22 protein-coding genes and 1 other annotated feature are annotated in these 23,198 nt (G+C 39.4%); of the genes, 18 read left to right on the plus strand and 4 right to left on the minus strand.

Translation table 11 applies throughout. From position 1 onward, the window contains the following. Positions 1-162 precede the first annotated feature (162 nt). A complete protein-coding gene (gene pheA, locus EW028_RS07690; RefSeq protein WP_048395164.1) occupies positions 163-1,041 on the plus strand; it encodes a prephenate dehydratase in 879 nt (292 codons plus the stop codon). A 24-nt stretch (positions 1,042-1,065) separates the two neighbouring features. Beyond that, the gene (locus EW028_RS07695; protein WP_048395166.1) at positions 1,066-1,458 is read left to right on the plus strand and encodes a thiol-disulfide oxidoreductase DCC family protein; all 393 of its coding nucleotides are present in this window, start codon (positions 1,066-1,068) and stop codon (positions 1,456-1,458) included. A 127-nt stretch (positions 1,459-1,585) separates the two neighbouring features. Here EW028_RS07695 and EW028_RS07700 read toward each other — a convergent pair whose 3' ends face one another. Continuing rightward, complete coding sequence (locus EW028_RS07700; protein WP_131520487.1) at positions 1,586-2,119, minus strand: transcription repressor NadR; 534 nt, start codon at positions 2,117-2,119, stop codon at positions 1,586-1,588. 141 nt (positions 2,120-2,260) lie between these two features. Between EW028_RS07700 and EW028_RS25975 the strand changes: the two genes are divergently transcribed. The 7 genes from EW028_RS25975 (at position 2,261) to yajC (ending at position 8,710) form a co-directional block, all read left to right on the plus strand. Then, positions 2,261-3,307: a LysM peptidoglycan-binding domain-containing protein gene (locus EW028_RS25975; protein ID WP_131520488.1), complete on the plus strand. Its 1,047-nt coding sequence runs from the start codon at positions 2,261-2,263 to the stop codon at positions 3,305-3,307. A 34-nt stretch (positions 3,308-3,341) separates the two neighbouring features. After that, entirely contained in the window at positions 3,342-4,175 is an 834-nt protein-coding gene (locus EW028_RS07710) for a phosphotransferase (RefSeq protein WP_131520489.1), read from the plus strand. Between the two features lie 111 nt (positions 4,176-4,286). After that, positions 4,287-4,907, plus strand: a complete 621-nt coding sequence (gene ruvA, locus EW028_RS07715; RefSeq protein WP_131520490.1) for a Holliday junction branch migration protein RuvA — start codon at positions 4,287-4,289, stop codon at positions 4,905-4,907. Positions 4,908-4,925: 18 nt separating this feature from the next. Next, a complete protein-coding gene (ruvB, locus tag EW028_RS07720) occupies positions 4,926-5,930 on the plus strand; it encodes a Holliday junction branch migration DNA helicase RuvB (protein ID WP_131520491.1) in 1,005 nt (334 codons plus the stop codon). 17 nt (positions 5,931-5,947) lie between these two features. Then, on the plus strand, positions 5,948-6,988 hold the full coding sequence (gene queA, locus EW028_RS07725) for a tRNA preQ1(34) S-adenosylmethionine ribosyltransferase-isomerase QueA (protein ID WP_131520492.1): 1,041 nt from the start codon (positions 5,948-5,950) through the stop codon (positions 6,986-6,988). 57 nt (positions 6,989-7,045) lie between these two features. Continuing rightward, the gene (gene tgt / locus EW028_RS07730; protein WP_016991901.1) at positions 7,046-8,191 is read left to right on the plus strand and encodes a tRNA guanosine(34) transglycosylase Tgt; all 1,146 of its coding nucleotides are present in this window, start codon (positions 7,046-7,048) and stop codon (positions 8,189-8,191) included. A 252-nt stretch (positions 8,192-8,443) separates the two neighbouring features. Further along, positions 8,444-8,710 carry a preprotein translocase subunit YajC gene (gene yajC / locus EW028_RS07735; protein WP_004226696.1) on the plus strand — a complete coding sequence of 89 codons (267 nt, stop codon included), beginning with the start codon at positions 8,444-8,446 and terminating at the stop codon, positions 8,708-8,710. A 73-nt stretch (positions 8,711-8,783) separates the two neighbouring features. Here the strand turns inward: yajC and EW028_RS07740 are convergent, their stop codons facing one another. Further along, positions 8,784-9,635, minus strand: coding sequence for a polysaccharide deacetylase family protein (locus EW028_RS07740; protein WP_131520493.1), 852 nt, complete (start codon positions 9,633-9,635; stop codon positions 8,784-8,786). A gap of 138 nt (positions 9,636-9,773) precedes the next feature. Here EW028_RS07740 and EW028_RS07745 point away from each other — a divergent pair, with 138 nt between their 5' ends. Then, entirely contained in the window at positions 9,774-10,409 is a 636-nt protein-coding gene (locus EW028_RS07745) for a DUF421 domain-containing protein (protein ID WP_131520494.1), read from the plus strand. On the opposite strand, the gene EW028_RS07750 is transcribed toward EW028_RS07745, so the two are convergent. Beyond that, positions 10,406-11,923 (minus strand): putative polysaccharide biosynthesis protein, encoded by a 1,518-nt coding sequence (locus EW028_RS07750; protein ID WP_048395180.1) that lies wholly within the window; start codon positions 11,921-11,923, stop codon positions 10,406-10,408. The two genes, EW028_RS07745 and EW028_RS07750, sit on opposite strands and share 4 nt — an antisense overlap. Positions 11,924-12,016: 93 nt before the next feature. Here EW028_RS07750 and EW028_RS07755 point away from each other — a divergent pair, with 93 nt between their 5' ends. Next, positions 12,017-12,325, plus strand: coding sequence for a post-transcriptional regulator (locus EW028_RS07755; RefSeq protein ID WP_131520495.1), 309 nt, complete (start codon positions 12,017-12,019; stop codon positions 12,323-12,325). 346 nt (positions 12,326-12,671) lie between these two features. Continuing rightward, a complete protein-coding gene (secDF, locus tag EW028_RS07760) occupies positions 12,672-14,939 on the plus strand; it encodes a protein translocase subunit SecDF (protein ID WP_131520496.1) in 2,268 nt (755 codons plus the stop codon). Between the two features lie 104 nt (positions 14,940-15,043). Here secDF and EW028_RS07765 read toward each other — a convergent pair whose 3' ends face one another. Beyond that, positions 15,044-16,732 carry a methyl-accepting chemotaxis protein gene (locus EW028_RS07765; RefSeq protein WP_131520497.1) on the minus strand — a complete coding sequence of 563 codons (1,689 nt, stop codon included), beginning with the start codon at positions 16,730-16,732 and terminating at the stop codon, positions 15,044-15,046. A 320-nt stretch (positions 16,733-17,052) separates the two neighbouring features. Then, positions 17,053-17,294: a binding site (T-box leader), on the plus strand. A gap of 99 nt (positions 17,295-17,393) precedes the next feature. Here EW028_RS07765 and EW028_RS07770 point away from each other — a divergent pair. From EW028_RS07770 to trpA, 6 genes are read left to right on the plus strand one after another with little or no spacing between them, the layout of a single operon-like run. Next, the gene (locus EW028_RS07770; protein WP_131520498.1) at positions 17,394-18,722 is read left to right on the plus strand and encodes a chorismate-binding protein; all 1,329 of its coding nucleotides are present in this window, start codon (positions 17,394-17,396) and stop codon (positions 18,720-18,722) included. After that, positions 18,722-19,750, plus strand: a complete 1,029-nt coding sequence (gene trpD / locus EW028_RS07775; RefSeq protein WP_131520499.1) for an anthranilate phosphoribosyltransferase — start codon at positions 18,722-18,724, stop codon at positions 19,748-19,750. Before EW028_RS07770 ends, trpD begins: the two co-directional genes overlap by 1 nt. Then, positions 19,750-20,541 (plus strand): indole-3-glycerol phosphate synthase TrpC, encoded by a 792-nt coding sequence (gene trpC / locus EW028_RS07780; protein WP_131520500.1) that lies wholly within the window; start codon positions 19,750-19,752, stop codon positions 20,539-20,541. The genes trpD and trpC overlap by 1 nt, the downstream gene beginning before the upstream one ends. Beyond that, positions 20,538-21,152 (plus strand): phosphoribosylanthranilate isomerase, encoded by a 615-nt coding sequence (locus EW028_RS07785; protein WP_131520501.1) that lies wholly within the window; start codon positions 20,538-20,540, stop codon positions 21,150-21,152. Before trpC ends, EW028_RS07785 begins: the two co-directional genes overlap by 4 nt. Then, on the plus strand, positions 21,152-22,363 hold the full coding sequence (trpB, locus tag EW028_RS07790; RefSeq protein ID WP_131520502.1) for a tryptophan synthase subunit beta: 1,212 nt from the start codon (positions 21,152-21,154) through the stop codon (positions 22,361-22,363). The genes EW028_RS07785 and trpB overlap by 1 nt, the downstream gene beginning before the upstream one ends. Continuing rightward, positions 22,360-23,151: a tryptophan synthase subunit alpha gene (gene trpA / locus EW028_RS07795; RefSeq protein WP_131520503.1), complete on the plus strand. Its 792-nt coding sequence runs from the start codon at positions 22,360-22,362 to the stop codon at positions 23,149-23,151. The genes trpB and trpA overlap by 4 nt, the downstream gene beginning before the upstream one ends. The last annotated feature ends 47 nt before the right edge of the window (positions 23,152-23,198 follow it).

Genomic DNA, 23,198 nt, shown 5'->3' on the forward strand with positions numbered 1-23,198 from the left:
CAGAGAGTGTTCAATCCTTTAATTTTTGACAAAATGACAAACATCGTGTTGAATAACCCCAATGGGTAAAGATACGATAACAAAGCTCAAATAAGGAGCTGTCCCAAGCGTTATTCATCACGTGGGACTGCTCCTTATTGTGCCATAAAGGAGGTATTTGCAATGACAAAACAACAATGGGAAAATCGAATCGCCTATCTAGGACCAGAAGCATCATTTACATACTTAGCAACAAAGGCTACTTTTCCAAATGAGTGGCTCGTACCGTGTGCCACGATTCCAGAATGTATAGAGGCTGTTGCAGAGGGAAAGGTAGATTTAGCTGTCGTGCCGCTAGAAAATGCGCTAGAGGGCTCTGTATCATTAACATTAGATTACTTATTCCATGAGGCAACACTTTATGTGACTGGAGAGTTATTGCTGAAAATTCAGCAGCATTTAATGGTCAATAAAGCGCAGAAGGATGATTGGCAGTCAATCGAAGGTGTTTATTCTCATCCGCATGCACTAGCTCAATGTCATAAATATTTATTTTATCGTTTTAGTCATGTACCATTACATCAAACAACTTCAACTGCAGCAGCAGCAAAATATGTATCAGAGAATCCACAAGAGTGTATAGCGGCAGTCGGAAATGCAGCCGCAGCGGAAAAATATGGTCTTGAAATAGTGGAGCAGAATATCCATGATTTTCATTTTAATCATACACGATTCTTTGTACTGTCTAAGCAAAATAAACGATTGCCACAAGAGCTATCAGATGGGCAAGCAAAAACAACATTTATGATTACCTTACCAACAGATCGTTCAGGTGCATTACATCAGGTGCTTTCTGTTTTTGCATGGCGTCAGCTAAATTTAAGTAAAATCGAATCACGTCCATTAAAAACTGGATTAGGTGATTATTTCTTTATGATTGATGTATTAGCAGATGAAAAGGAACCGATGATGCGTGGGGCAATGGAAGAATTAGCTGCGCTAGGCTGCAAAGTAAAGTCACTGGGTACCTATTTTACTTATGTAACATCAGACGAAGCATAGTAATGTGAAGGAGGAGGAAAGAAGATGGGTGGGATTATTTTATTCGATGGTGTCTGTAATTTTTGTGATAGCACTGTTCAATTTATCATCAAACATGATCAAGCTGGCTATTTTCAATTTGCATCGCTGCAAAGCGAGGCTGGTCAATCGCTTCTCACTCAATATCATATACCAAAGAATATAGATAGTGTAATTCTAATTGAACAAGGGAAAGTGTCTGTTGAATCTACCGCTGCGTTAAACATTTGCCGTAAATTTGATGGATTGTGGCCTTGTTTCTACGCCTTCATTCTTGTACCACCATTTATTCGCAATGCATTATATCGATTATTTGCAAAGCAACGCTATCGTTTGTTTGGAAAAAAAAGTGAATGCTTATTGCCTACGCCTGCTCAACGTCAAAGATTTCTTTCCTGATAGGGAAATACTCGCCTTTAAGGGAACAATAGCTGCGGACAGAAGCCCGCGCTTAACGAAACAATACCAGCATTAAAAAACAGAAAGCACCGTTTGAAATCAATTTTTCAGACGGTGCTTTTACTATTCATTGATCTGACACTAAGTAGCCCTTTTTTTGTAAAGCTCCCTCAATTAATGTTAAAACTTCAACAGAAGGTGCTGTGATGACATGTAGATGGATGCCGCCAGTGAGAGCAGATAAATAGTTGGCCTGTGTTGCATTCACACGTTCGATAAATTGTTTCACCTCATGGCGGTTGGATACCATGATAGAGGCTGTCAGTTCACCATATATTGGATGTTCGACAATGACATTTTTGACGGTTCCGCCACAGTCTACAATCGTCATTAATTCATCTTCCGTCTGCTCTGATGTATGCAAGCAAGGGAATGTTCGTTCAACGGTTTGCTGTATTTGTTCTTGATGCATATAAAGATAACCTTGGCTTGTGGCAATAATGGGCTCATTTCTTGCCTTTAATAAAGTCATATCATTGACGATTACTTGTCTAGAAACATTGGCGAACTTTGCTAAGTCTGTCCCAGTTATAGGTGCTTTATTTTTTTTTAATTGCGCTAATAGTTGCAGTCGGCGTTCTTCGCCTAACATTTTTTTCATAAGAGATCACCCCTGCTCGTAATAAAGGAATCAGCGTTCCTTATGAATTAGTGTACCATGAAGCTTTTCTAACTTGCTGAAATTTTTGTATCCAAATGAAACATTGAACATATGATACGTAGAGAGGAAGGGAGGAAAAAATTGCGTATTCATATTGTTCAAAAGGGAGATACATTGTGGAAGATTGCGAAAGAGTACGGCATTTCGTTTGAAGATTTGAAGCGGCTCAATGTCCATCTTGCCAACCCAGATTATATTGTACCAGGCATGGAAATTATATTGCCTGAAAAAATAAACAAAGAGCCGCATAGAGATTCACATAAAGAAATGCCGAAAAAGGAAACACAAGTGCATAAGGAGACACCAAAGGAAAGTCCTAAAAAAGAGGTACAGCGACCAATGCCACCACCACCGCCAATTGTACCGCCACCACCAGCTCCTATGCCAATGCCAGAACCACAAATGATACCGATACCAATACCGATGCCAATGCCAATGCAGATGCCACAACAGCCGATGTGGGTACCGCAGCCTGTGGAAATGAATTGGCACCAGCAATTGGTGATGCCACAAATGGAGCAAAATGTTACAACACCACCTGTACAAATACAGCCACCACCACCGCCAGCACCTACACCGCCACCACCGCCAGTAGCTAAACCAAAGCCAATGCCAATGCCACAACCAGCACCACATCCACCAATGCATATCATGCCACAAATGCCTGCTGTACCTCATTGTTCAAGTTGCCATCAGCCAATCTATCATCAGATGTGGTGGCCGATGCCAATGCAGCCGCAGGTCGAGCATTATACGATGCCACAGCAGCCAATGTCCTATGACATGCCAGATCATAAAGTAGGTGGAATGGAAGACTTTTTAGAGTCCACATCACCATTCTTCCATACGCAAGATCACCAAAAGCCACAAATGGATATGATGCCCGATATGAATATGGGGCAATCCTGTGGTTGTAGCACACAACCAATGATGATGCCTGATATGAACATGGGTCAATCTTGTGGCTGTGGCACACAACCAATGATGATGCCAAATTGGCAAATGGACCCTTGCCATTGCCCGCCACCACCATGTCCGACACAATGTCCACCACCATGCCCATCAGCAGCAGGTCCTTGGATGTCTCCGCATTATTTCCCAGGCGGGATGACGCCTTATCGATGGTGAAAAAGCGTATATTGTAGAAGAAGTAAAGCCAAATATTTGGAAATATAAATATCGATCGAAAAATTATTTTGTCAAACGTGCAAAGCAAGTGGAAATTGCGGAGAAGGTAAGAACCATTCATCGCCAATTAGGACGTATGGAACCTTCTTTGATCCTACCATTAGTTCAGAGCGATGATGAGCAGTTAATTGTGCAAATGTGGCAAGAAGGAAGCCACGGTGCTAACTTTGCGCATAAAAAAGATCGTAAGGAATCTCTTAGACTATTAATCGCTTTACATGACACACATACAAAGATTGCGTGGCAGCGCGTACCAGGCTTGCATACCTACTCACAGCTTTTAAAATGGCAAATGCGTCATATGCGTTTTAAAAGTAGAAGAAATGAGTTTCGAACATTTTTAACGAAAGAAGAAATTGATCAAATATTGCATTATAGTGATAAGTCATTACAATTGATTGCATTGGAAGATGCACCTGAAAAAGAGATTACGCTATTGCATGGGGATGTAGTTCATCATAATTTTTTATGGTGCTCCGATGGACAATTACGTTTAATTGATTTTGATTTAGCGCACCTTGGTGAAGCGGATGATGAGTATATTTTATGGTTACATCGTGTGTTACCTGCTGTAGATTATGATCTTGGAAAGATTTTTGCAGAGTTACCTGAGCTGAAACGACTGGATAAAAGAAAGCTTCATCGCTTGAAATACCCGAATGAGTTATTACGAGAATGGCTGTTTGCTATAGATTTGCCACTAGAGCAACAGCTAGTATTTTTAGATTATTTAGTACCATTTACAAAACGAGCCCTCACCTACTGGCCAAAACTGTGGTACGATATTGATAGATTTGTCAAGAAATGACCGTCAATTGGCGGTCATTTTTGTCTGCGAACGGAGTTTAGAGGCTACTTTTTGTCGAGCATTCGTTCGCTATATGCTATAATCGAAGACGATGATTGTGAGGGATTATAGATGTATGATTATTTAAAAGGACAAATTACTCGTATTACACCTGAATTTATTGTGTTGGAACAACAGGGGATTGGGTGGCAACTTAATACGCCTAATCCATTTGCTTTTCGAACATCTGCCCTTGAGCAACAGATATATGTTCATATGCATGTGCGAGAGGATGCGCAAGTTTTATATGGCTTCCCTAACCTAGATCAGCGTGAGTTATTCCGTAAGCTTATTTTAGTGTCAGGAATAGGACCAAAGGGCGCTTTAGCGATTTTAGCTACAGGTAATCCACAACAGGTTATTAGCGCAATTGAACGAGAGGACGAAGCGTTTTTAGTGAAATTCCCTGGAGTTGGTAAAAAAACAGCACGTCAAATGATCCTCGACTTGAAGGGTAAACTTGGTTCATTATTAGATACACTTGAATTACCTAGTGCAGAAGATGAATTACCTTTGTTTGGTGTACATGCTTATAAACACGAATTAGAAGAAGCCTTACTTGCCTTAATGGCTCTTGGCTATTCTGAAAAAGAGCTAGAAAAAATTAAACCACAGCTAGAGGATAACGATAAACTTGAAACGACAGATGCCTTTATGAAACAAGCATTGCAACTACTGCTAAAATTAAAATAAGGAAAGGAGGAAGGGTGCATGTCTGAACGTATGATGGCAAGTGAAGCAGGTAGCTATGATGAGCAGTTTGAGTTATCTTTACGTCCTCAAAAATTAGCACAGTATATTGGGCAACATAAAGTAAAGGAAAACTTACAAATATTCATTGAAGCAGCAAAGCTTCGCCAAGAAAGTTTAGATCATGTGTTGTTATATGGACCTCCAGGACTTGGTAAAACGACCTTAGCGGCTGTTATCGCAAATGAGATGAATGTTAACGTACGCATGACAAGTGGCCCTGCGATTGAGCGTCCAGGAGATTTGGCAGCTATTTTAAGTTCACTAGAGCCTGGAGACGTTTTATTTATTGATGAAATTCATCGACTGCCCCGTGCTATTGAAGAAGTATTATATCCAGCAATGGAAGACTTCTGCTTAGATATTGTGGTAGGAAAAGGTCCTGAAGCACGTTCTGTACGACTTGATTTACCTCCCTTTACCCTTGTAGGTGCAACAACAAGAGCGGGTGCTTTATCAGCTCCTCTAAGAGATCGCTTTGGTGTGTTGCTGCGCCTAGAATATTATGATGACCGATCGCTTGCAGAAATTGTTGTGAGAAGTGCACATTTATTTGAGGTAGAAATAGAGCAAGTAGCAGCAATGGAAATGGCGAGACGCTCACGTGGAACACCTCGAATTGCCAATCGTTTATTGAAACGAGTGCGAGATTATGCACAAGTGCTTGGAGATGGTATGATAACGGAGGGTCTTGCACAGCGAGCATTAGAGCTGTTACAAGTAGATCCTAGAGGGCTTGATCATATTGACCATAAACTTGTAACCAATATGATTGAGCGATTCCGAGGAGGACCAGTAGGCTTAGATACTCTTGCTGCATCAATTGGTGAGGAACGGGTTACGATAGAAGATGTATACGAGCCTTATTTGATGCAAATTGGCCTTATTCAACGTACCCCGAGAGGAAGAGTAGCCACACATTTAGCCTACGAACATTTTGGATATGAGTATCCCCAACAAACATAAAGAAGGAAGTTATTTTCATGCGTGTAGAAGATTTTGATTTTGAATTACCAGAGGAACTTATTGCCCAAACACCATTAGTGGATCGTACAGCCAGTCGATTAATGGTCGTGACACCGGGCTCAAATAAAGTGGAGCACCACCATTTTGCCCATGTATTAGACGAGCTACATGCTGGAGACTGTCTTGTACTAAATGATACAAGAGTTTTACCTGCTCGTTTAATGGGTGTAAAAGAAGAAACAGGTGCACATATAGAAGTATTGCTACTGAAGCAAATGGCTGGTACAGATGAGTGGGAAACACTTGTAAAACCAGCAAAGCGTGTAAAGGTAGGAACAGTCATCACATTTGGTGACGGTTTATTAACAGCTACATGTACAGGTGAGCTTGAACATGGCGGACGTACATTTGAATTTCAGTATGATGGTATTTTTTATGAAATATTAGAGCAACTTGGTGAAATGCCATTACCTCCCTATATTCGTGAAAAACTAGAGGATAAGGATCGTTATCAAACCGTTTATGCCAAAGAGCGTGGTTCTGCCGCAGCGCCTACAGCTGGGCTGCATTTTACAGAGGCGCTATTAGCTCAAGTGAAGGCTAAAGGCGTAGAGGTTGTCTTTATTACGCTGCATGTCGGTCTTGGCACTTTCCGTCCCGTTAGTGTAGACTCGATTGAGAACCATGAAATGCATGCGGAATTCTATAGTGTTACAGAACAAGCAGCAGATACAATTAATCGCGTAAAGCGTAACGGTGGCAAGGTAGTAGCTGTTGGGACAACCTCTACTCGTACATTAGAGACAATTGGTTCTAAATATGAGGGAGAAGTGCGAGCAGAACAAGGTTGGACGTCTATTTTCATCTATCCAGGCTACAATTTTACGGTGGTGGATGGGTTAATCACAAACTTCCATTTACCAAAATCAACACTAGTCATGCTTGTTAGTACGCTAGCTACTCGTGAGACCATTTTAAGTGCTTATCAGCAAGCTGTAGAAGAAAGATATCGCTTCTTTAGTTTTGGTGATGCAATGTTTATACGTCCCAAAAAATAATAGTGGATAAAATCGGAGTACTGTTTTTACTTCAGATAAGAAAGGATTATTTATTTTATGACACAACCAGCAATTCGATATGAACTACTTCATACATGTAAACAAACAGGAGCACGTCTTGGCATCGTCCATACACCACACGGCTCCTTTGAAACACCAGCATTTATGCCTGTTGGCACACAAGCAACGGTGAAGACCATGTCACCAGAAGAATTAAAAGAGATGAATGCCGGTATTATTCTGTCCAATACGTACCATTTATGGCTTCGTCCAGGTAATGATATTGTCAAAGAAGCAGGCGGACTTCATAAATTTATGAACTGGGATCGTCCAATTTTAACGGATTCAGGTGGTTTCCAAGTATTTTCACTTAGTCAATTCCGGAAAATTGAGGAGGAAGGAGTTCATTTCCGTAATCACCTCAATGGAGATAAGTTATTTTTGAGCCCAGAAAAGGCAATGGAAATTCAAAATGATTTAGGCTCAGATATTATGATGGCCTTTGATGAATGTCCACCGTATCCTGCGACACATGACTATATGCTGAAATCAGTTGATCGAACAACTCGTTGGGCAAAACGCTGTAAGGAAGCACATCAGCGTCCAGAGGAGCAAGGTTTATTTGGCATTATTCAAGGTGGAGAGTACGAAGATTTACGCCGCCGCTCAGCAGAAGCGTTAGTAGAACTAGATTTCCCAGGCTATGCAATTGGTGGATTATCCGTTGGAGAACCGAAAGATGTGATGAACCGCGTTTTAGAATTTACTACGCCAATGATGCCTGAAAATAAACCTCGTTATTTAATGGGTGTGGGTTCACCCGATTCTTTAATTGATGGGGCAATTCGTGGTATTGATATGTTTGACTGTGTACTGCCAACACGTATTGCACGTAATGGAACACTGATGACATCAGAAGGACGTCTAGTAGTGAAAAATGCAAAATATGCACGTGACTTTGGACCGATTGATCCGAACTGTGACTGCTATACATGTAAAAATTATTCTCGTGCCTATGTTCGTCACCTTATTCGCACGGAAGAAACGTTCGGTATTCGTTTAACATCCTATCATAATTTACACTTCCTATTAAAATTGATGGAGCAAGTACGTGAGGCAATTCGTCAAGATCGTCTTGGTGATTTCCGTGAAGAGTTCTTTGAAAAATACGGCTTTAATGGGCCAGATGCAAAAAACTTTTAAACTAGACGAATAGGATCATTACATGCGCTAAATTAAAAAGGACATTAGGCATTTCCTAATGTCCATCATCAATAGCAATAGTTTTGCAAATCATTCAAAACTTTGTAAAAAGTGAATATTTCTAGCAAAATATTGTCAATCATAGAAAAAATATTAGTAATTGAGAAAATTTTTGGGCTTGTCCATCGCTTTTTAATGGTGGAATAGTCTATACTAAAAAAGTGAGATTTGGAAAGGGGGCAAGATGCTATTATGGATCAATTATTAGGATTAGCACCAATATTATTAATGTTCGTTGCAATGTGGTTTATCTTAATCCGTCCAGCTAAAAAAAGACAGCAGGAAACACAAAATATGCAAAGTAGTTTGCAACGTGGAGATAAAGTCATTACAATTGGTGGTTTACACGGTGTTATTGATGCAATTGAAGACACAGCAGTAACATTAAAAATTGCTGATAATGTACGAGTGAAATTTGACCGTCAAGCAATTGGACGAATTGTCAATGACAATCAGTAACAAAGAAGAAAAGGCTTACAATAGGCGATAGCTATATTGTAAGTCTTTTTTATCTAATATTGGATGGCTATGTTTAAATGTTTTTTGCCGTTGTAGTTTTTAATTTATGAATAAATGCCTCACCAATATCATTGCCATTAATCGTTATTCTGCTTAACGTAAATAGGGAATCGCCTTTTTTCACATGTTTATTTTGTATGACAAAGGCCATCTTAAAGCCAGCTTCCTTGGCTAATTGGATGGTGGAGGGTGAATAAATCCCATAAGGATAGCTTATTGCTATTGGTTCATATCCTAACTTTTCTTTGATTATTTTTCTTGAATGAATAAAATCATTTCTTACCCTTTCCTCATATTCAACCTGACTCTCTAGTTGCCCATTTACAATACTAGGACCAAATACTGCGCCATTTAGTTTACCGTTTTTTGAAGGTAATTTATAATGTAAGTCCCAAGTATGACTCTGGATTGTAATATAATCCTTCATTTCCTTTAATTGATCCCAACTCATCTTTGCTGTTTCATTTGGATAGTGATTGTTCCCATTCATCTCTAGGATTCGGCTTGCAATCACAAAGATTTCTGCATGCATATCATATTTTTTCAATATCGGGTAAGCTTTTTCATAATTACTAAAATACCCATCGTCAAAAGTAATTAACACAGGCTTTTGAGGTAACGGCGCTTGGTCGTTTAAGTAATCATATAATTGCTGAGCAGAAATGGCCTGATAGCCTTCCATTTTAAGTAATTTCATTTGATTTTCGAAGCTTTTGGGTGAAATAACTGTAGTATTGTTTATATTGTCCTCTAAATGATGGTACATAAGAATAGGTATTTCCTGTTCCTGATACCCATAAATAGGATAAGGTCTAATAAGAAAAAGGATATAAACAAAAACGAAAACAATTATTTTTTTTGTCATGTCCTCACCTTGTTTGCATGTTTATTGTAATAAGCATATAAGCTCTATGTTAGTGTGTACGAACAAGTACGGACTATTCCTTGAAAACTGTATAAAAAACAATAAGTAAGGTCACCTTGATAGTATGGGGGTGTTTATATGGAAGAATATTACCATATTATTTTTAGAACTTGCTTTTTGTATGTGTTTATCATCATCGTTTTCCGTTTAATGGGTAAACGAGAAGTAGGTGAATTATCAGTCATCGATTTGGTCGTATTTGTATTAATTGCAGAAGTAGCAGCCTTTGCGCTAGACGATTATAAAAATCCTCTCTTTAATGCCATACTACCGATCATTATTTTGCTCTTTATTCAAATATTAAGTGCCTTTTTGTCATTAAAGTTCAAAAAAATACGTGACCTAGTGGATGGTGATCCTGCTTTATTAGTAAAAGACGGTGTTATTTTAGAGAGTGAGATGAGAAAACACCGCTATAATTTAGATGATTTATGTCAGCAATTACGAGAAAACGGAATTGCATCTGTGACAGATGTAGCCTTTGCGTATTTAGAGCCTTCAGGCAATCTTTCTGTCTATAAAAAAGATGAAAAAGCCTTTGTGTATCCATTGATTATCGACGGTGATATTCAAGAGAGACATTTATTTACCATGCATAAAGATGTGGATTGGCTAATGGGTGAGCTAGCAAATAATAATATTACTGACAGTGAAACAGTATTTTTTTGTATTTGGGAAGACAATAAGCTGCATATCCAATTAAAGGAATCCTAGACTTTCTTTGCTAATTTTTTAATGTAACGGAAATCTGTAATACGCAACTGATTGGTAAATAATAAAAAGGTAAATAGCAAAAATAATGTCACACCACTACTTAAAATAAATGGTAGTGATAGTATTGGAATAAGGAAATACTGAGCGACGCAAACAGCAATAAAACAACTATAAGGCACGACAAACATTCTGAAGCCAGCACGCAGGTTTTTACGTTGTCTAACTGTTGCAATATGCAAGAATGACGTTAGTAATACACCAAAGCCAATAGCTACAACGGCTCCTTTTTCCTGGATTCCTGGTTGAGAGGCAAGTACAAACATCACGAAAAGTTTACCTAGTCCACCATAGATGGAGTTCATCATGGCAGCTCTTGCCTCACCAATTGCCTGTAAGATGGAGTGTAGAGGGCTTTGAATATAATAAAAATAAAAAATAGGAGCTAAAATTTTAACGTACCCGCGATTTTCTTCTAAATGAAAAAGCTTCATCGCCAATTCATCTCCATGCACAAAGAAATACGTAGCAGCAAAGCACCCCACTAGCGAAGACAATCTTAGGGACACCGATATTCGTTCCTGTAATAGAGGGGTGTGCTGACGAGCGACGGCATCACTAACAGCTGGAATGAGCACAATCGATAAGGCTGTTGATACAAAGGCGGGAAATAACAGTAATGGCACCAAAACACCTGAGATGACACCATATAAAATAGTGGCAGCAGAAGCGGTTAAACCGGCCACAGTTAAAGCTTTTAAAAAGATAATCGGCTCTAAAAACCAAGTGAAAGAACCAAAAAGTTTACTGCCTGCAGAGGGAAGGGCAATACGCAACATTGGTGATGCAGGATACCCTTCAATTTTAGTTTTTCGTGTCAGTAATTTCTTTTTGGACACGATATAGTGTAGCCATAAATACAAGAAGGCTACAACTTCAGCTAGCAGTGTAATGCCCATTGCGGCCGCAGCCGTGACAGCAGCATTATTGTAATTAGCCACATAGGGTAGCATTAATGTAATGAAACTAATACGTACAATTTGTTCGATCATTTGTGCCCATGCTGTCGGTGTTATCTTAGCAACACCTTGTAAATAGGCACGTAATAAGCCAGATCCAACTGATACTGGTACAGCAAAGAGTGCAATCCATAGTGTAAATGTTGTCTGTTCATTATGTAATAGAGTTGTTGAAATATATGGTATTGTTAGTGCAACGAGTGGCATAAAAATGATCATGCCAATGAATGACCAAAGAATGGCTGTACGCATGACACCAAAGATGTTCTCACGTTTATTTTTTGCTAGTAATTCAGCCACTATTTTAGCCACAGCGATAGGTAGTCCTAGTTGAATGAGTGAGATGAAGAAAATAAACGCTGGATAGACGGTCATATAAATACCGACAGCCTCTTCACCAGCAATCCGCATAAATTGCATTCTATAAAAGAAGCCAAAAAGTTTAGATAAAAAAATCACAAACATTAAAAATAATGTACCTCGTACAAAAGAACTCATGCCATCCGTCCCTTCTCAAGCCGCAAAAATTCATTTACACTATTTGTATGCAAGCATGTCTTACGTTACGACTTTGATTGGAGATGATTCAAAATGAGTATGCAATATGAGCAACTATTTGAAAAGATTCGTCCGGCAATTGATAGTAAGATAGCAGAGTTTCAGCATTATCAATATAATGCTATTACAGCTGAAGAACTCTGGCGCTACTGTATTGAAAAAAAATGGCGTAAAAAGAAAGTTGATCAACTGCGTATACATGAAGTCATTTCTACCATTTTTTCGGTATCACCATCTGATATCGTCTCATTTAATCAAGTAGAGTTTTTACAAAGTAATAATTGGTTTGGAGAAGTCAATACAGAAGAGTTACAATTACTGCTTGGTCCAGTCAGAACGTAATCAATGATGTGTCAAATTTTACAATAATTCAAAGAATCCTATACGTGTTGAATTGACACCAAGCGCAACCTGTTTCATAATAAGTGTGTTGCGCTTTTTTTATTTTGAATAAGTTCTTACTTACATAAGTCTTCTATGCTTTTATTGACATTTAGAAGGCTAGTACCTAATAATACTAAGATAAACTTGCGCGTTATGAACGATTGAAATAAGTATAGCAACCTTTTTGAAGCACAGGTAACACGATTCTAGATGAAAAGGAGGATTAAACGTTTCAAAAGGTATTGCTAGTTACTTGTTTGGCGTGTAAGGACAGCCCTTACACCAATTCGAGGAGGATTTATTGATGAAACTAAAAAGTCGTATAGTTGCATTCCTACTGATTATCGTGCTATTGGCAGCAGGTATTAGTACGACTGTAACCGGCGTCTTAAAGGACATCAAGCTTGGTCTTGACTTACAGGGCGGGTTTGAAGTGCTTTACGAGGTAAATGAATTAAAAGAAGGACAAAAAATTACACCAGAAATTGTCACAGCAACATCCACTGCACTTGGTGAACGTGTAAATACGATGGGGGTTAGTGAACCGAGTATTCAGGTTGAGGACAAAAATCGTATTCGTGTGCAATTAGCTGGTGTTGAAGATCAGGAATCGGCACGTAAGTTATTGTCTACTTCTGCGAATTTAACATTCCGTGATGTTGATGATAATTTATTATTAGATGGAGACGATTTGAAAGCTAACGGTGCTAAAGGCTCCTTTGACCAACAAAATCGTCCGATTGTATCCTTAACTTTAAAAGATGCGAAAAAATTTGCTGATATAACAAGTAAAATTGCAGCAAAACCCGCAGGTCAAAATTTACTGGTTGTATGGTTAGACTTTGAAGAGGGTGTCGATTCCTATAAAGCGGAATCACAAAAAGCAAAGCCTCGCTATGCATCTGCAGCAACAGTTAGTCAAACATTAAATACAACTGATGTTATGATTAGCGGTAATTTCTCTGTTGAAGAAACAAAAAATTTAGCAGATATTTTAAATGCTGGGGCATTGCCTGTAAAGCTAGATGAAATTTATTCAACTTCTGTTGGTGCTCAATTTGGTGATGCAGCACTGAAAAGCACTATTTTTGCTGGTATTGTCGGCGTAGTAGTTATTTTCTTATTTATGCTATTCTACTATCGTTTACCAGGCTTTATTTCCATCATTACACTGGTTGTGTTTACATTCCTAGTATTAGTGGTCTTTGACTGGATTAATGCGGTATTAACACTCCCAGGTATTGCGGCCATTGTCCTGGGTATAGGGATGGCAGTAGATGCCAATATTTTAGCGGCAGAACGTATACGTGAAGAGCTACGAGTGGGTTATTCCGCTAAACAAGCCTTCCAAATTGGTTCTAAACAATCTTTATCAGCCATTGTCGATGCGCAGTTGACAACTTTATTAGCTGCAGCAGTATTGTTCCAATGGGGAACAAGCTCTGTTAAAGGATTTGCTACAACATTAATTATTAGTATTTTATTGAGCTTCTTAACAGCAGTTTGGGGCTCACGTGTCCTATTAGGACTACTTGTAAACAGTGGCTATTTCAACAGTCCTGCATGGTTTGGTATTGCAAAATCTAAACAGCATAGTCTAGATGAAAATATTGGTACATTAGATTTATCAACGAAATTCGATCGATTTGACTTTGTTCACAACCGTAAGAAATTCTATACGTTCTCATTAGCCATTTTAGTGGCTGGTTTAGTGGTTCTTGGCATCTTCCGCCTTAACCTAGGTATCGATTTCTCAAGCGGTACTCGTGTCCAAATTGAATCGAATCAAACATTAACAAAAGAAGAAGTGTCCAAATATCTAGATAGCATTGATTTTTCATCAGAAGATATCATACTCTCTGGTGAGAAAAGTAATACAGCAGTCATTCGCTATAAAGATGACCTTACACAAGCAGAAATTTTAGAATTTAAAAAAGAAGCTGGCGAAAAATATGGTCATGAACCAGCTGTAAGTACTGTATCGCCTACAGTTGGTAAGGAACTTGTAAAAAATGCGATTAAGGCTTTATCTCTTGCAGCAATAGGGATTATCATTTATGTAGCAATTCGCTTTGAATGGCGCATGGGTATTGGTGCAATTGTTTCATTATTGCATGATGTATTCTTAATTGTTGCCGTCTTTAGCTTCATGCGTTTAGAAGTAGATATTACGTTTATTGCGGCTGTATTAACAATTGTTGGGTATTCCATCAACGATACGATCGTTACCTTTGACCGTATGCGGGAAAACTTAGATCGTTATGATACCATTAATGACCGTGAAGTATTGGCGAATATTGTGAATAAATCGCTACGCCAAACAATGGGTCGTTCGGTTAATACAGTATTAACTGTAATTATCGTTGTTGTAGCCCTATTAATTTTTGGTGCACCATCTATTCAAAACTTCTCTATCGCGTTATTGATTGGTTTGATTACAGGTATGTATTCTTCAATCTGTATCGCAGCTCAAATCTGGTATTCATTAAAAATTCGTGAAATGAAAAAATCAGATGGGAAGCTACGTAAAAAAGAGAAGAAACAATGGGGTACAGACGAGCCTACTGTATAATATAATGAGCAGAGAATGGAAAACATATGGTTTTCTATTCTCTGCTTTTTTCATGCAAAAAAACTGCTGCCTTTTATAAAAAGCAGCAGAATTTTCATATAGTTTTACAATTTAAATTGCTGGATTAAGCCTTGTAGCTGTTGCGCATTTTCACTTAATTCTTCTGCGACAGTATTTACCTGCTGCATGGTCGCAACTTGCTCGTCAACAGATTCTGCAATCATATGAGAATTCGTTGCTGATTCGTTAGAAACATTGGCAATTTCCGTGACAGAAGCTGCAACCTGCTCTGCACTAGCAGAGATTTCTTCTGATGTGGCAGAAATTTCTTCAATTTGCTCTGTGAATGCAGCAACAGCAGAGGTGATGGAATAGAAAGCATCTCCAGCCTCATGAATTTTGGCTACACCGTCCTTTACAGAAGCTAAACCATTATCTACTGATGCTGCTACATTTTGTGTATCGGTTAGAATTTCTTTTGTAATAGCAACGATTTGATTGGCAGATTGAGTCGATTCCTCAGCAAGCTTTCGTACCTCATCCGCTACGACTGCAAAGCCTTTCCCATGTTCTCCTGCTCTTGCTGCTTCAATAGCTGCATTTAGTGCCAGTAAATTTGTTTGTTCTGAAATTGCTGTAATCACTGTTGTAATTTGCCCAATTTCTTCTGATTGCTTACTTAGTTTTTGCGTTAATGTTGCAATATCAGAAGTTGCTAGTGCGATCATATTCATCTGTTCTTTTGCTGTTGCAATCGTTGCACCACCTGTATGGGCAAGCTGAGTCAGATTTTCTGCATTGTGATGAAGACTTTGAGTCGCCTCTGCAATGCGTTGGACACCTGATGCAGTTTCATCCATTGCCACAGCACTTTGCTGAGAGGCACTAGCAGAAGAAGTGATATGTGTTACATTATTTTGAATTCGTTGAGCAATATTATCGGACGTTGCAGTTACTTCTTCAGTGCTAGCAGAAAGCTCTTCTGAAACAGCCGATAAATGGGATGCACGATCTTGAATGTTAGTCATTAAACCAGCTAGATTTTGTTTTAATGTATTGACTGCATTGGCAAGTGTACCGATCTCATCTTTGGATTGATGGTCAAGCTCAGCAATTGTTAAATCACCTTGTGCTAATGTATCTGCTGCTCCAATAACCTTGCGTAGGGGCACGACAATGGAGGCTTTGACCATATGCATAAAATATAAACCAATAATAATACTTGCAAGGAGAAGGCTAATAGCAATGATAATAGCGCGTGAAACGGTTTGATTAACAGATTGGTCAACATTTTGAAGCTGTTCATCGTGATAAGCTAATAATTCAGTTGTTAACTTAAAAATGTCCTTATTGTATTTTGTAACATCATTATTGATGATTGAGAGTGCTAGATCCGTGTTGCCACTATTAAACGCTTGTAAAGCTTTCTGTGAATTTGACAGTAACTCTTTTTGCAATTCCGTGATTTGCTGCATAATATTTTTTGTATAATCTGATCGAACAATAGTAGAAAGTTCATGAACTGTTTCAGGTAACAACTTTTCATAGCGATCTAAATTGGCCTTAGCTGTTTCGTCCTTCTTATTTAAAATATAGGCGCGTAAAAATAAACCTTGAGAAGCAAGTTGTTGTTGGATTTTATCTGTTAATTGGATTTGCACCATCCGATGCTTTAATACTTCTTCTAAATCATTCTGAGTTGTTTTAAATTGAATAAATGATACGATGCTTGAGATAAAAAGTAAACATGTTAAGGAAATGAATCCTATATTTAATTTTTTGCGAACGGACATAAACTTCCTACTTTCTTTTATTATATGGAAAAAATTGATGTACTGAAATTACTATAACTTGATATATTTACATGGTCAATAGTCAAGGAATTTTCAATCGTAGGAAATCTTATTCTCCAATAAGTTTTTATAGAAGGATAATATACCTACTTTTGATTCCTCTGATAAAATAGGAATTTCAACTTTTTTCGTCAGAATTGATTGACAATAGGATTGGATTGGCATAGAATTAAGGCTAACTTTTTGTTCGGTCAAGGTAGAAGATCTCGGGAGCGAGGTCAGCCACAGAACAGATGAGCTGAGTTTAGATGAGAATAGCTGAGAAATTGTTGAATAAGAGTAGTAGCCTAAGTGTGTAATAAAGAGAGTCAGTGGCTGGTGTAAACTGATTTACAGCTTATGTGAATGGACTTATGAGAGTCGCTTATAAAAAAGCGAACGTGATTCCCCACGTTATAGGGGTGCTTTCAAGGTATGGTTTACCATAGCCATGATGTAAAGCACAAAAGTGAGAGCATATGCTCTAATATGAGGTGGCAACGCGGTCATAATCGTCCTCTGCAATTAGGAATAATCCTTTTTGCAGAGGGCTTTTTTATTTTCATTCAGCATTCGTCTAGACATTAGCTAAAGGAATCTTTGAAAAAGGAGCAAAAAAGCTATGCAAATAACGAGTTCAAGAACAAAAATGAAAACGATCAATGGCGATTCTTTAACACCTATTTTGATTTTTAGGCGTTTACAGGGAAAACATAAATTTTTATTGGAAAGTTCTGCCCAACACGAAGGAGCTGGAAGATTTTCCTTCATTGGTGCTAATCCACGAAAAACATATAAAGGTGTGGGCCAAGAAATCCAAGAGTTTTCCTATAAAACAGGAAAAACATACGTGCATCAAGGGGAACTTTTTGTTCTTCTTAAACGCCTCATGCCACGTATTTCCAATACGACGAAATTTCCATTTTCAGGTGGTGCCGTTGGATATATAGGCTTTGGCGGTACAACGATGTTCGTAGATAAAAAAATAGAACTGCCTGATGCTTATTTTCATGTCTATGAAACGATTATTGTCTTCGATCATCAAACAGATGAAGTGACATTGATTCATACAAATATAGATGCAGAAAAGCAGGAACCTGATTTGGAAGAATTGGCTCAACAAATAGTAAACGGGCATATCAGTAACGAAGCATCTTATCGTTATCAACCGCTTGATACTACAACAAACGAATCATTTGCAACGGTTTTACAGACAATGCAAGCCAACTTACATGATGACATAACAAGGGTAGTTTTGCCGAACCACAATGTAGCCAATTTTCAAGGTGATACGTTGGCTTTGTATCGACAGCTACGTAAAAAAAAGCCTGCAGCCTATATGTATTATATTGAATTTGAGGATCATGTTGTGTTAGGTACTTCTCCTGAAAGTCTAATCCGAGTAAAAGGTGAAAGCGTTATTGCGACTCCTACAGAGGGAACATATCCGCGAGGGGAAACAAAAAATGAAGAACTAGAAAATGAACGTAAATTATACAACCATGAAAGCATTAGGCAATCACATGCACTTCTTGTTAGGGCTATTCAGCAAGAATTACAGTCGGTTTGTTTCCGAGATTCTGTTCAGGTCATGGAGGCTATGCGTATCCAGCGGTCCAAAAAGGCACTGCACATGACGACTATGGTGGAAGGAAAGCTTTTACCAATGCTTCATGCCCTGGATGTTTTAGCAGCAACCATATCCCCACTTTCAGCAACGGAGCTTCCGTATGCAGCTGGTTATTTTGGTGCTCTCGGCTTTATTGGATTTAATGGTCATTTGGATTTTGCCTTAACAGGTCAATCTATTGTAGTTAAACAGGATACCATGCATTTGCAAGCAACAATAACTGTTACCAAATATACAAATGTGCAAAACGTTTTACATCAAGTGCAAGAGGAAGAACTGGCATTTTTACAGTTACTGGTGAACAATGGGGGGCAAAACTAATGGAACGATTACAAAGGAAAGTACTGCAGGGAACACATCTCATGTACGAAGAAATGCTACAGGCAGCGCAATGGTTATTTCAGGATGATACTCCTAAAGAAGAAATAGCAAGCTTTTTAACAGCTTTAGCTGCGAAGGGAGAAACTGCACATGAAGTAGCCGCATTAGCAACTATTATGCGATCTTTTGCTCTTGATATAGCCGTAAAAGAAGGTGGCTATATGGATAATTGCGGTACAGGTGGAGATGGTCTTCATACTTTTAATATCAGTACAGCTTCTGCTTTCGTGTTAGCTGGGGCAGGTGTCAAAATTGCCAAGCATGGGAACCGTAAAATCTCTTCCTCCTCTGGTAGCTCAGATGTGCTAGAGGCACTAGGTATTCATACAGCTATTTCCATCCCACAAACAGCCCATTTGCTAGAGCGAGAGGGAATCGCTTTTATTTATGCACCGAATGTTCATCCGAAATTAAAGAGAATTGGTGAAGTTCGCCGTTCATTAGGAAAACCGACAATCTTTAATCTTGTTGGTCCTTTAACAAATCCGGTCCCATTATCCACACAATTTACAGGCATTAATCGACCGAATTTTGTCATGGAATATGCCTCAGTCTTACAAATGCTTGGACGTGAGCGGGCCATTGTCGTCTCAGGACCACAAGGCTTAGACGAGGCTTCATTAGCAGGTCAAAATACATTGGTTTTAGTAGATAAAGGAGATCTAATTCCCTTTTCCCTAACCGCAGAAGATGTCGGTCTTCAAATGGCCCCTTTAGAGGCCATCCGTGGTGGCAATGCAGATGAAAATGCGGTGATTATGCAAAAAATATTGGCTGGGGAACGGAGTCCTTATTTAGATACAGTCGTATTAAATGCTGGCATCGGCTTATTTGGCTATGGTCAAGCGGAAACCATCAAAGAGGGTGTAGCTATGGCAAAGGAAAGTATTTTTAGCGGGAGAGCACAACAAAAATTAGAGGCGGTTGTAACATATAGCATGCAAATTAAAGAAGTGGAGGTAGGGTAATGAATATACTCAATAAAATATTACTGCAAAAAAAGATTGAGGTAGGTGCTTTATTAGAGCAGCCAGATCCTTTAGCAAACTTTACAGAAACGCCACGTCGCTCGTTCATTGAATCATTGTGTCAAGCCCATACACTGCAAGTCATCGCGGAAATGAAGCGTGCTTCCCCTTCCAAAGGGTTAATAGCTGGCGGAGCAGACCCAGTTGCTCAAGCAAAAGTCTATGCACTAGCAGGAGCAGCAGCTATTTCGGTCTTAACAGACAAGGAATTTTTTAAAGGCTCCTTTGAAGATTTAGCAGCAGTTGCTGCTGCTGTAGATACCCCACTTCTTTGTAAGGATTTTATGATTGATCGAGTGCAGATTCGATTTGCCAAGGCGGCAGGTGCATCCATTATTTTATTAATTGTGGCAGCCTTAACAGACGATGCCTTAATAGATTTATATAGCTATGCAACGGGCTTAGGCCTAGAGGTTTTAGTGGAAGTACACGATTGTGAAGAGCTTGAACGCGCTCTTGCGGTAGATGCAAAGTTAATTGGCGTTAATAATCGTGATTTACGTACCTTTGAAGTAAGCCTAGAGCGTACCAGAGAAATTGCTAATGTGTTTCCATTTGATGAGAATCGAGTATTAATTAGTGAGAGCGGTATATGGACGCAGGACGATGCGAAGCTAGTAGCCTCGATGGGGGCTAGTGGTGTCCTGGTAGGTGAAGCTTTGATGAGGAGTGGAGATGCGGGGCAAGCACTACGAGATTTGCAAGTAAGTAAAGAGGGGGCATCGGTATGACAAAGGTCAAAATTTGTGGTCTACAGGAGCAAGAACATGTCAAAACAGCTGTTCATGCTGGTGCAGATGCTATAGGGTTTGTTTTTGCACCGAGTAAACGCCGTGTATCCATTGAGCAAGCCCAACAGTTAGCGAAGCATGTACCACAAGGTGTTTTAAAAATAGGTGTCTTTGTGAATCCAACGTCAGCCGAATTAAAGGAAGCAGTAGAGCGAGTGCCCTTAGATTATGTGCAATATCATGGGGAGGAAACGCCAGCATTTATTCAGGAGCAAGGTTATCCCGCCATAAAGGCATTATCGATACGAGAAAAAGAGGATGTTCAAGCGGCTGCTAGCTATCAGGTAGATTATTATTTATTTGACGCGCCTGGTACAGAGTTTAAAGGCGGGAGTGGTCACACTTTTGATTGGACACTCCTTGAGCAAGTAGGGATTCCCAAAGAAAAATTACTATTAGCGGGTGGTCTCAATGTAGACAATATTGAAGCGGCTATTACAGATGTAGGGCCTTTTATGGTGGATGTTTCGAGTGGTGTAGAAACAGATGGAAGCAAGGATTCTAGCAAAATACAAGCTTTTTTACAGGCAGTAAAGAGGGGGAGCAGATGATGGGAATATCAATAGCAAATAGTGTACCGACAAAAGAAGGGCGTTTTGGACAATTTGGTGGTCGGTTTGTGCCCGAAACATTAATGACAGCCTTGCTTGAATTAGAAGCTGCTTATGAGCAAGCATTACTAGACCCTGCATTTACAGAGGAGCTGTCCTATTATTTAGAAGACTATGTTGGCCGTGAAACACCGCTCTATTACGCAGAAAATTTAACGAAGGCGCTAGATGGAGCAAAGATTTATTTAAAGCGTGAAGATTTAAACCATACAGGTGCACATAAAATTAATAATGCGATTGGGCAAGCACTTCTAGCCAAACGCATGGGTAAAAAGAAAATCGTAGCTGAAACAGGAGCTGGGCAGCATGGTGTGGCAACAGCTACTGCATGTGCATTATTAAATCTAGAATGTGTTGTTTTTATGGGAGCAGAAGATATAAAACGTCAGCAGTTAAATGTCTTTCGTATGGAGTTGCTTGGCACAAAGGTTCAATCGGTGGAAAGTGGTTCTAAAACATTAAAGGATGCTGTGAACGCTGCCCTACGTTACTGGGTAACAAATGTTGAGGATACCCACTATATTTTAGGCTCTGCCTTAGGTCCTCATCCATTTCCGAAAATTGTTCGGGACTTTCAGCGTGTCATTGGGGTAGAAACTAGAAGGCAAATCATGCAAAAAGAGGGGCGTTTACCTGATGCAGTTGTTGCCTGTATTGGAGGTGGCAGTAATGCAATCGGTATGTTTCACCCATTCGTTGATGATGAATCAGTTGCCTTATACGGTGTTGAAGCAGCAGGAAGTGGTCTTGAAACTGGGAAGCATGCTGCGGCCATCGCAGGTGGACAATTAGGTGTATTACATGGCGCCTACATGTATTTATTACAGGATGAAAACGGCTTTGTCCAAGAAGCACATTCTATTTCAGCTGGGTTAGATTATCCAGGGAAAGGACCAGAGCATTGTTATTTACATGATATTGGTCGAGCTCAATTTGATTCCATCACAGATGCTGAAGCACTGGAGGCACTACAATTATTAAGCCGAACAGAAGGGATACTGCCTGCACTTGAAAGTTCGCATGCCATTGCTTATACGGCAAAAATTGCAAAGACCATGGCAAAAGATCAGATCATTGTTGTGTGCTTATCTGGTCGAGGAGATAAAGATGTTCACACAGTTCGAGCAGCACTAGGAGGGGATGTTAAATGACAACTTTACAGCAAGCGATCGAACAGGCAAATGCTGCAGGTCATAAGGCTTTTATACCATATATCATGGCAGGTGACGGAGGGCTAGAGACCATTAAGCCAATTATCTTAAAACTGCAGCAATTAGAGGTAACAGCTATTGAAGTAGGAATTCCTTTTACAGATCCTGTTGCTGATGGTCCAACGATCGAACGAGCAGGAGAACGTGCTCTCATAGCTGGTGTGACATTAAGAAACGTGTTGCAAACACTCGCGTCATTTAAAGATGAAATAACAGTGCCTCTCGTAGTCATGACTTATTTCAATCCAGTATTAGCATATGGCTTAAAGTCTTTTGCGCAAGCCTGTGTAGCTGGAGGAGTTAAGGGGTTAATTGTACCAGATGTCCCTTTGGAAGAGAGCGAGTTGTTACGTGATGCATTAAATCCATATGGCATTGATGTGGTACAGCTTATCTCATTGACAAGCCCTCCAGAGCGTATAGCACGCATCGCAGCAGCTAGTCAGGGCTTTGTTTATGCAGTGACCGTTAATGGGATCACAGGAGCAAGATCACGTTTTGCCGATAATTTAGAACAGCATTTTGCCAGCTTACGTCAAGCAAGTCCAATCCCTGTGCTTGCAGGCTTTGGTATTTCAACACCTGAGCAAGTGAAAAAGATGGGGGCTTTGGGAGATGGTGTAATTGTCGGTAGTGCCATTGTGATGGCATTGCATCAAGGAGATTTGGCAATGGTGGAAGCATTAGTAGCCGCCTCGAAAGGTATGTTAGAAAAGTCTACTCTTTAGAAGAGTAGGCTTTTTTTGATGAAGTGCTTTAATTGGCGGAAAGAAAT

Source organism: Lysinibacillus sp. OL1 (assembly GCF_004332175.1).
GTDB classification, from domain to species: domain Bacteria; phylum Bacillota; class Bacilli; order Bacillales_A; family Planococcaceae; genus Lysinibacillus; species Lysinibacillus capsici.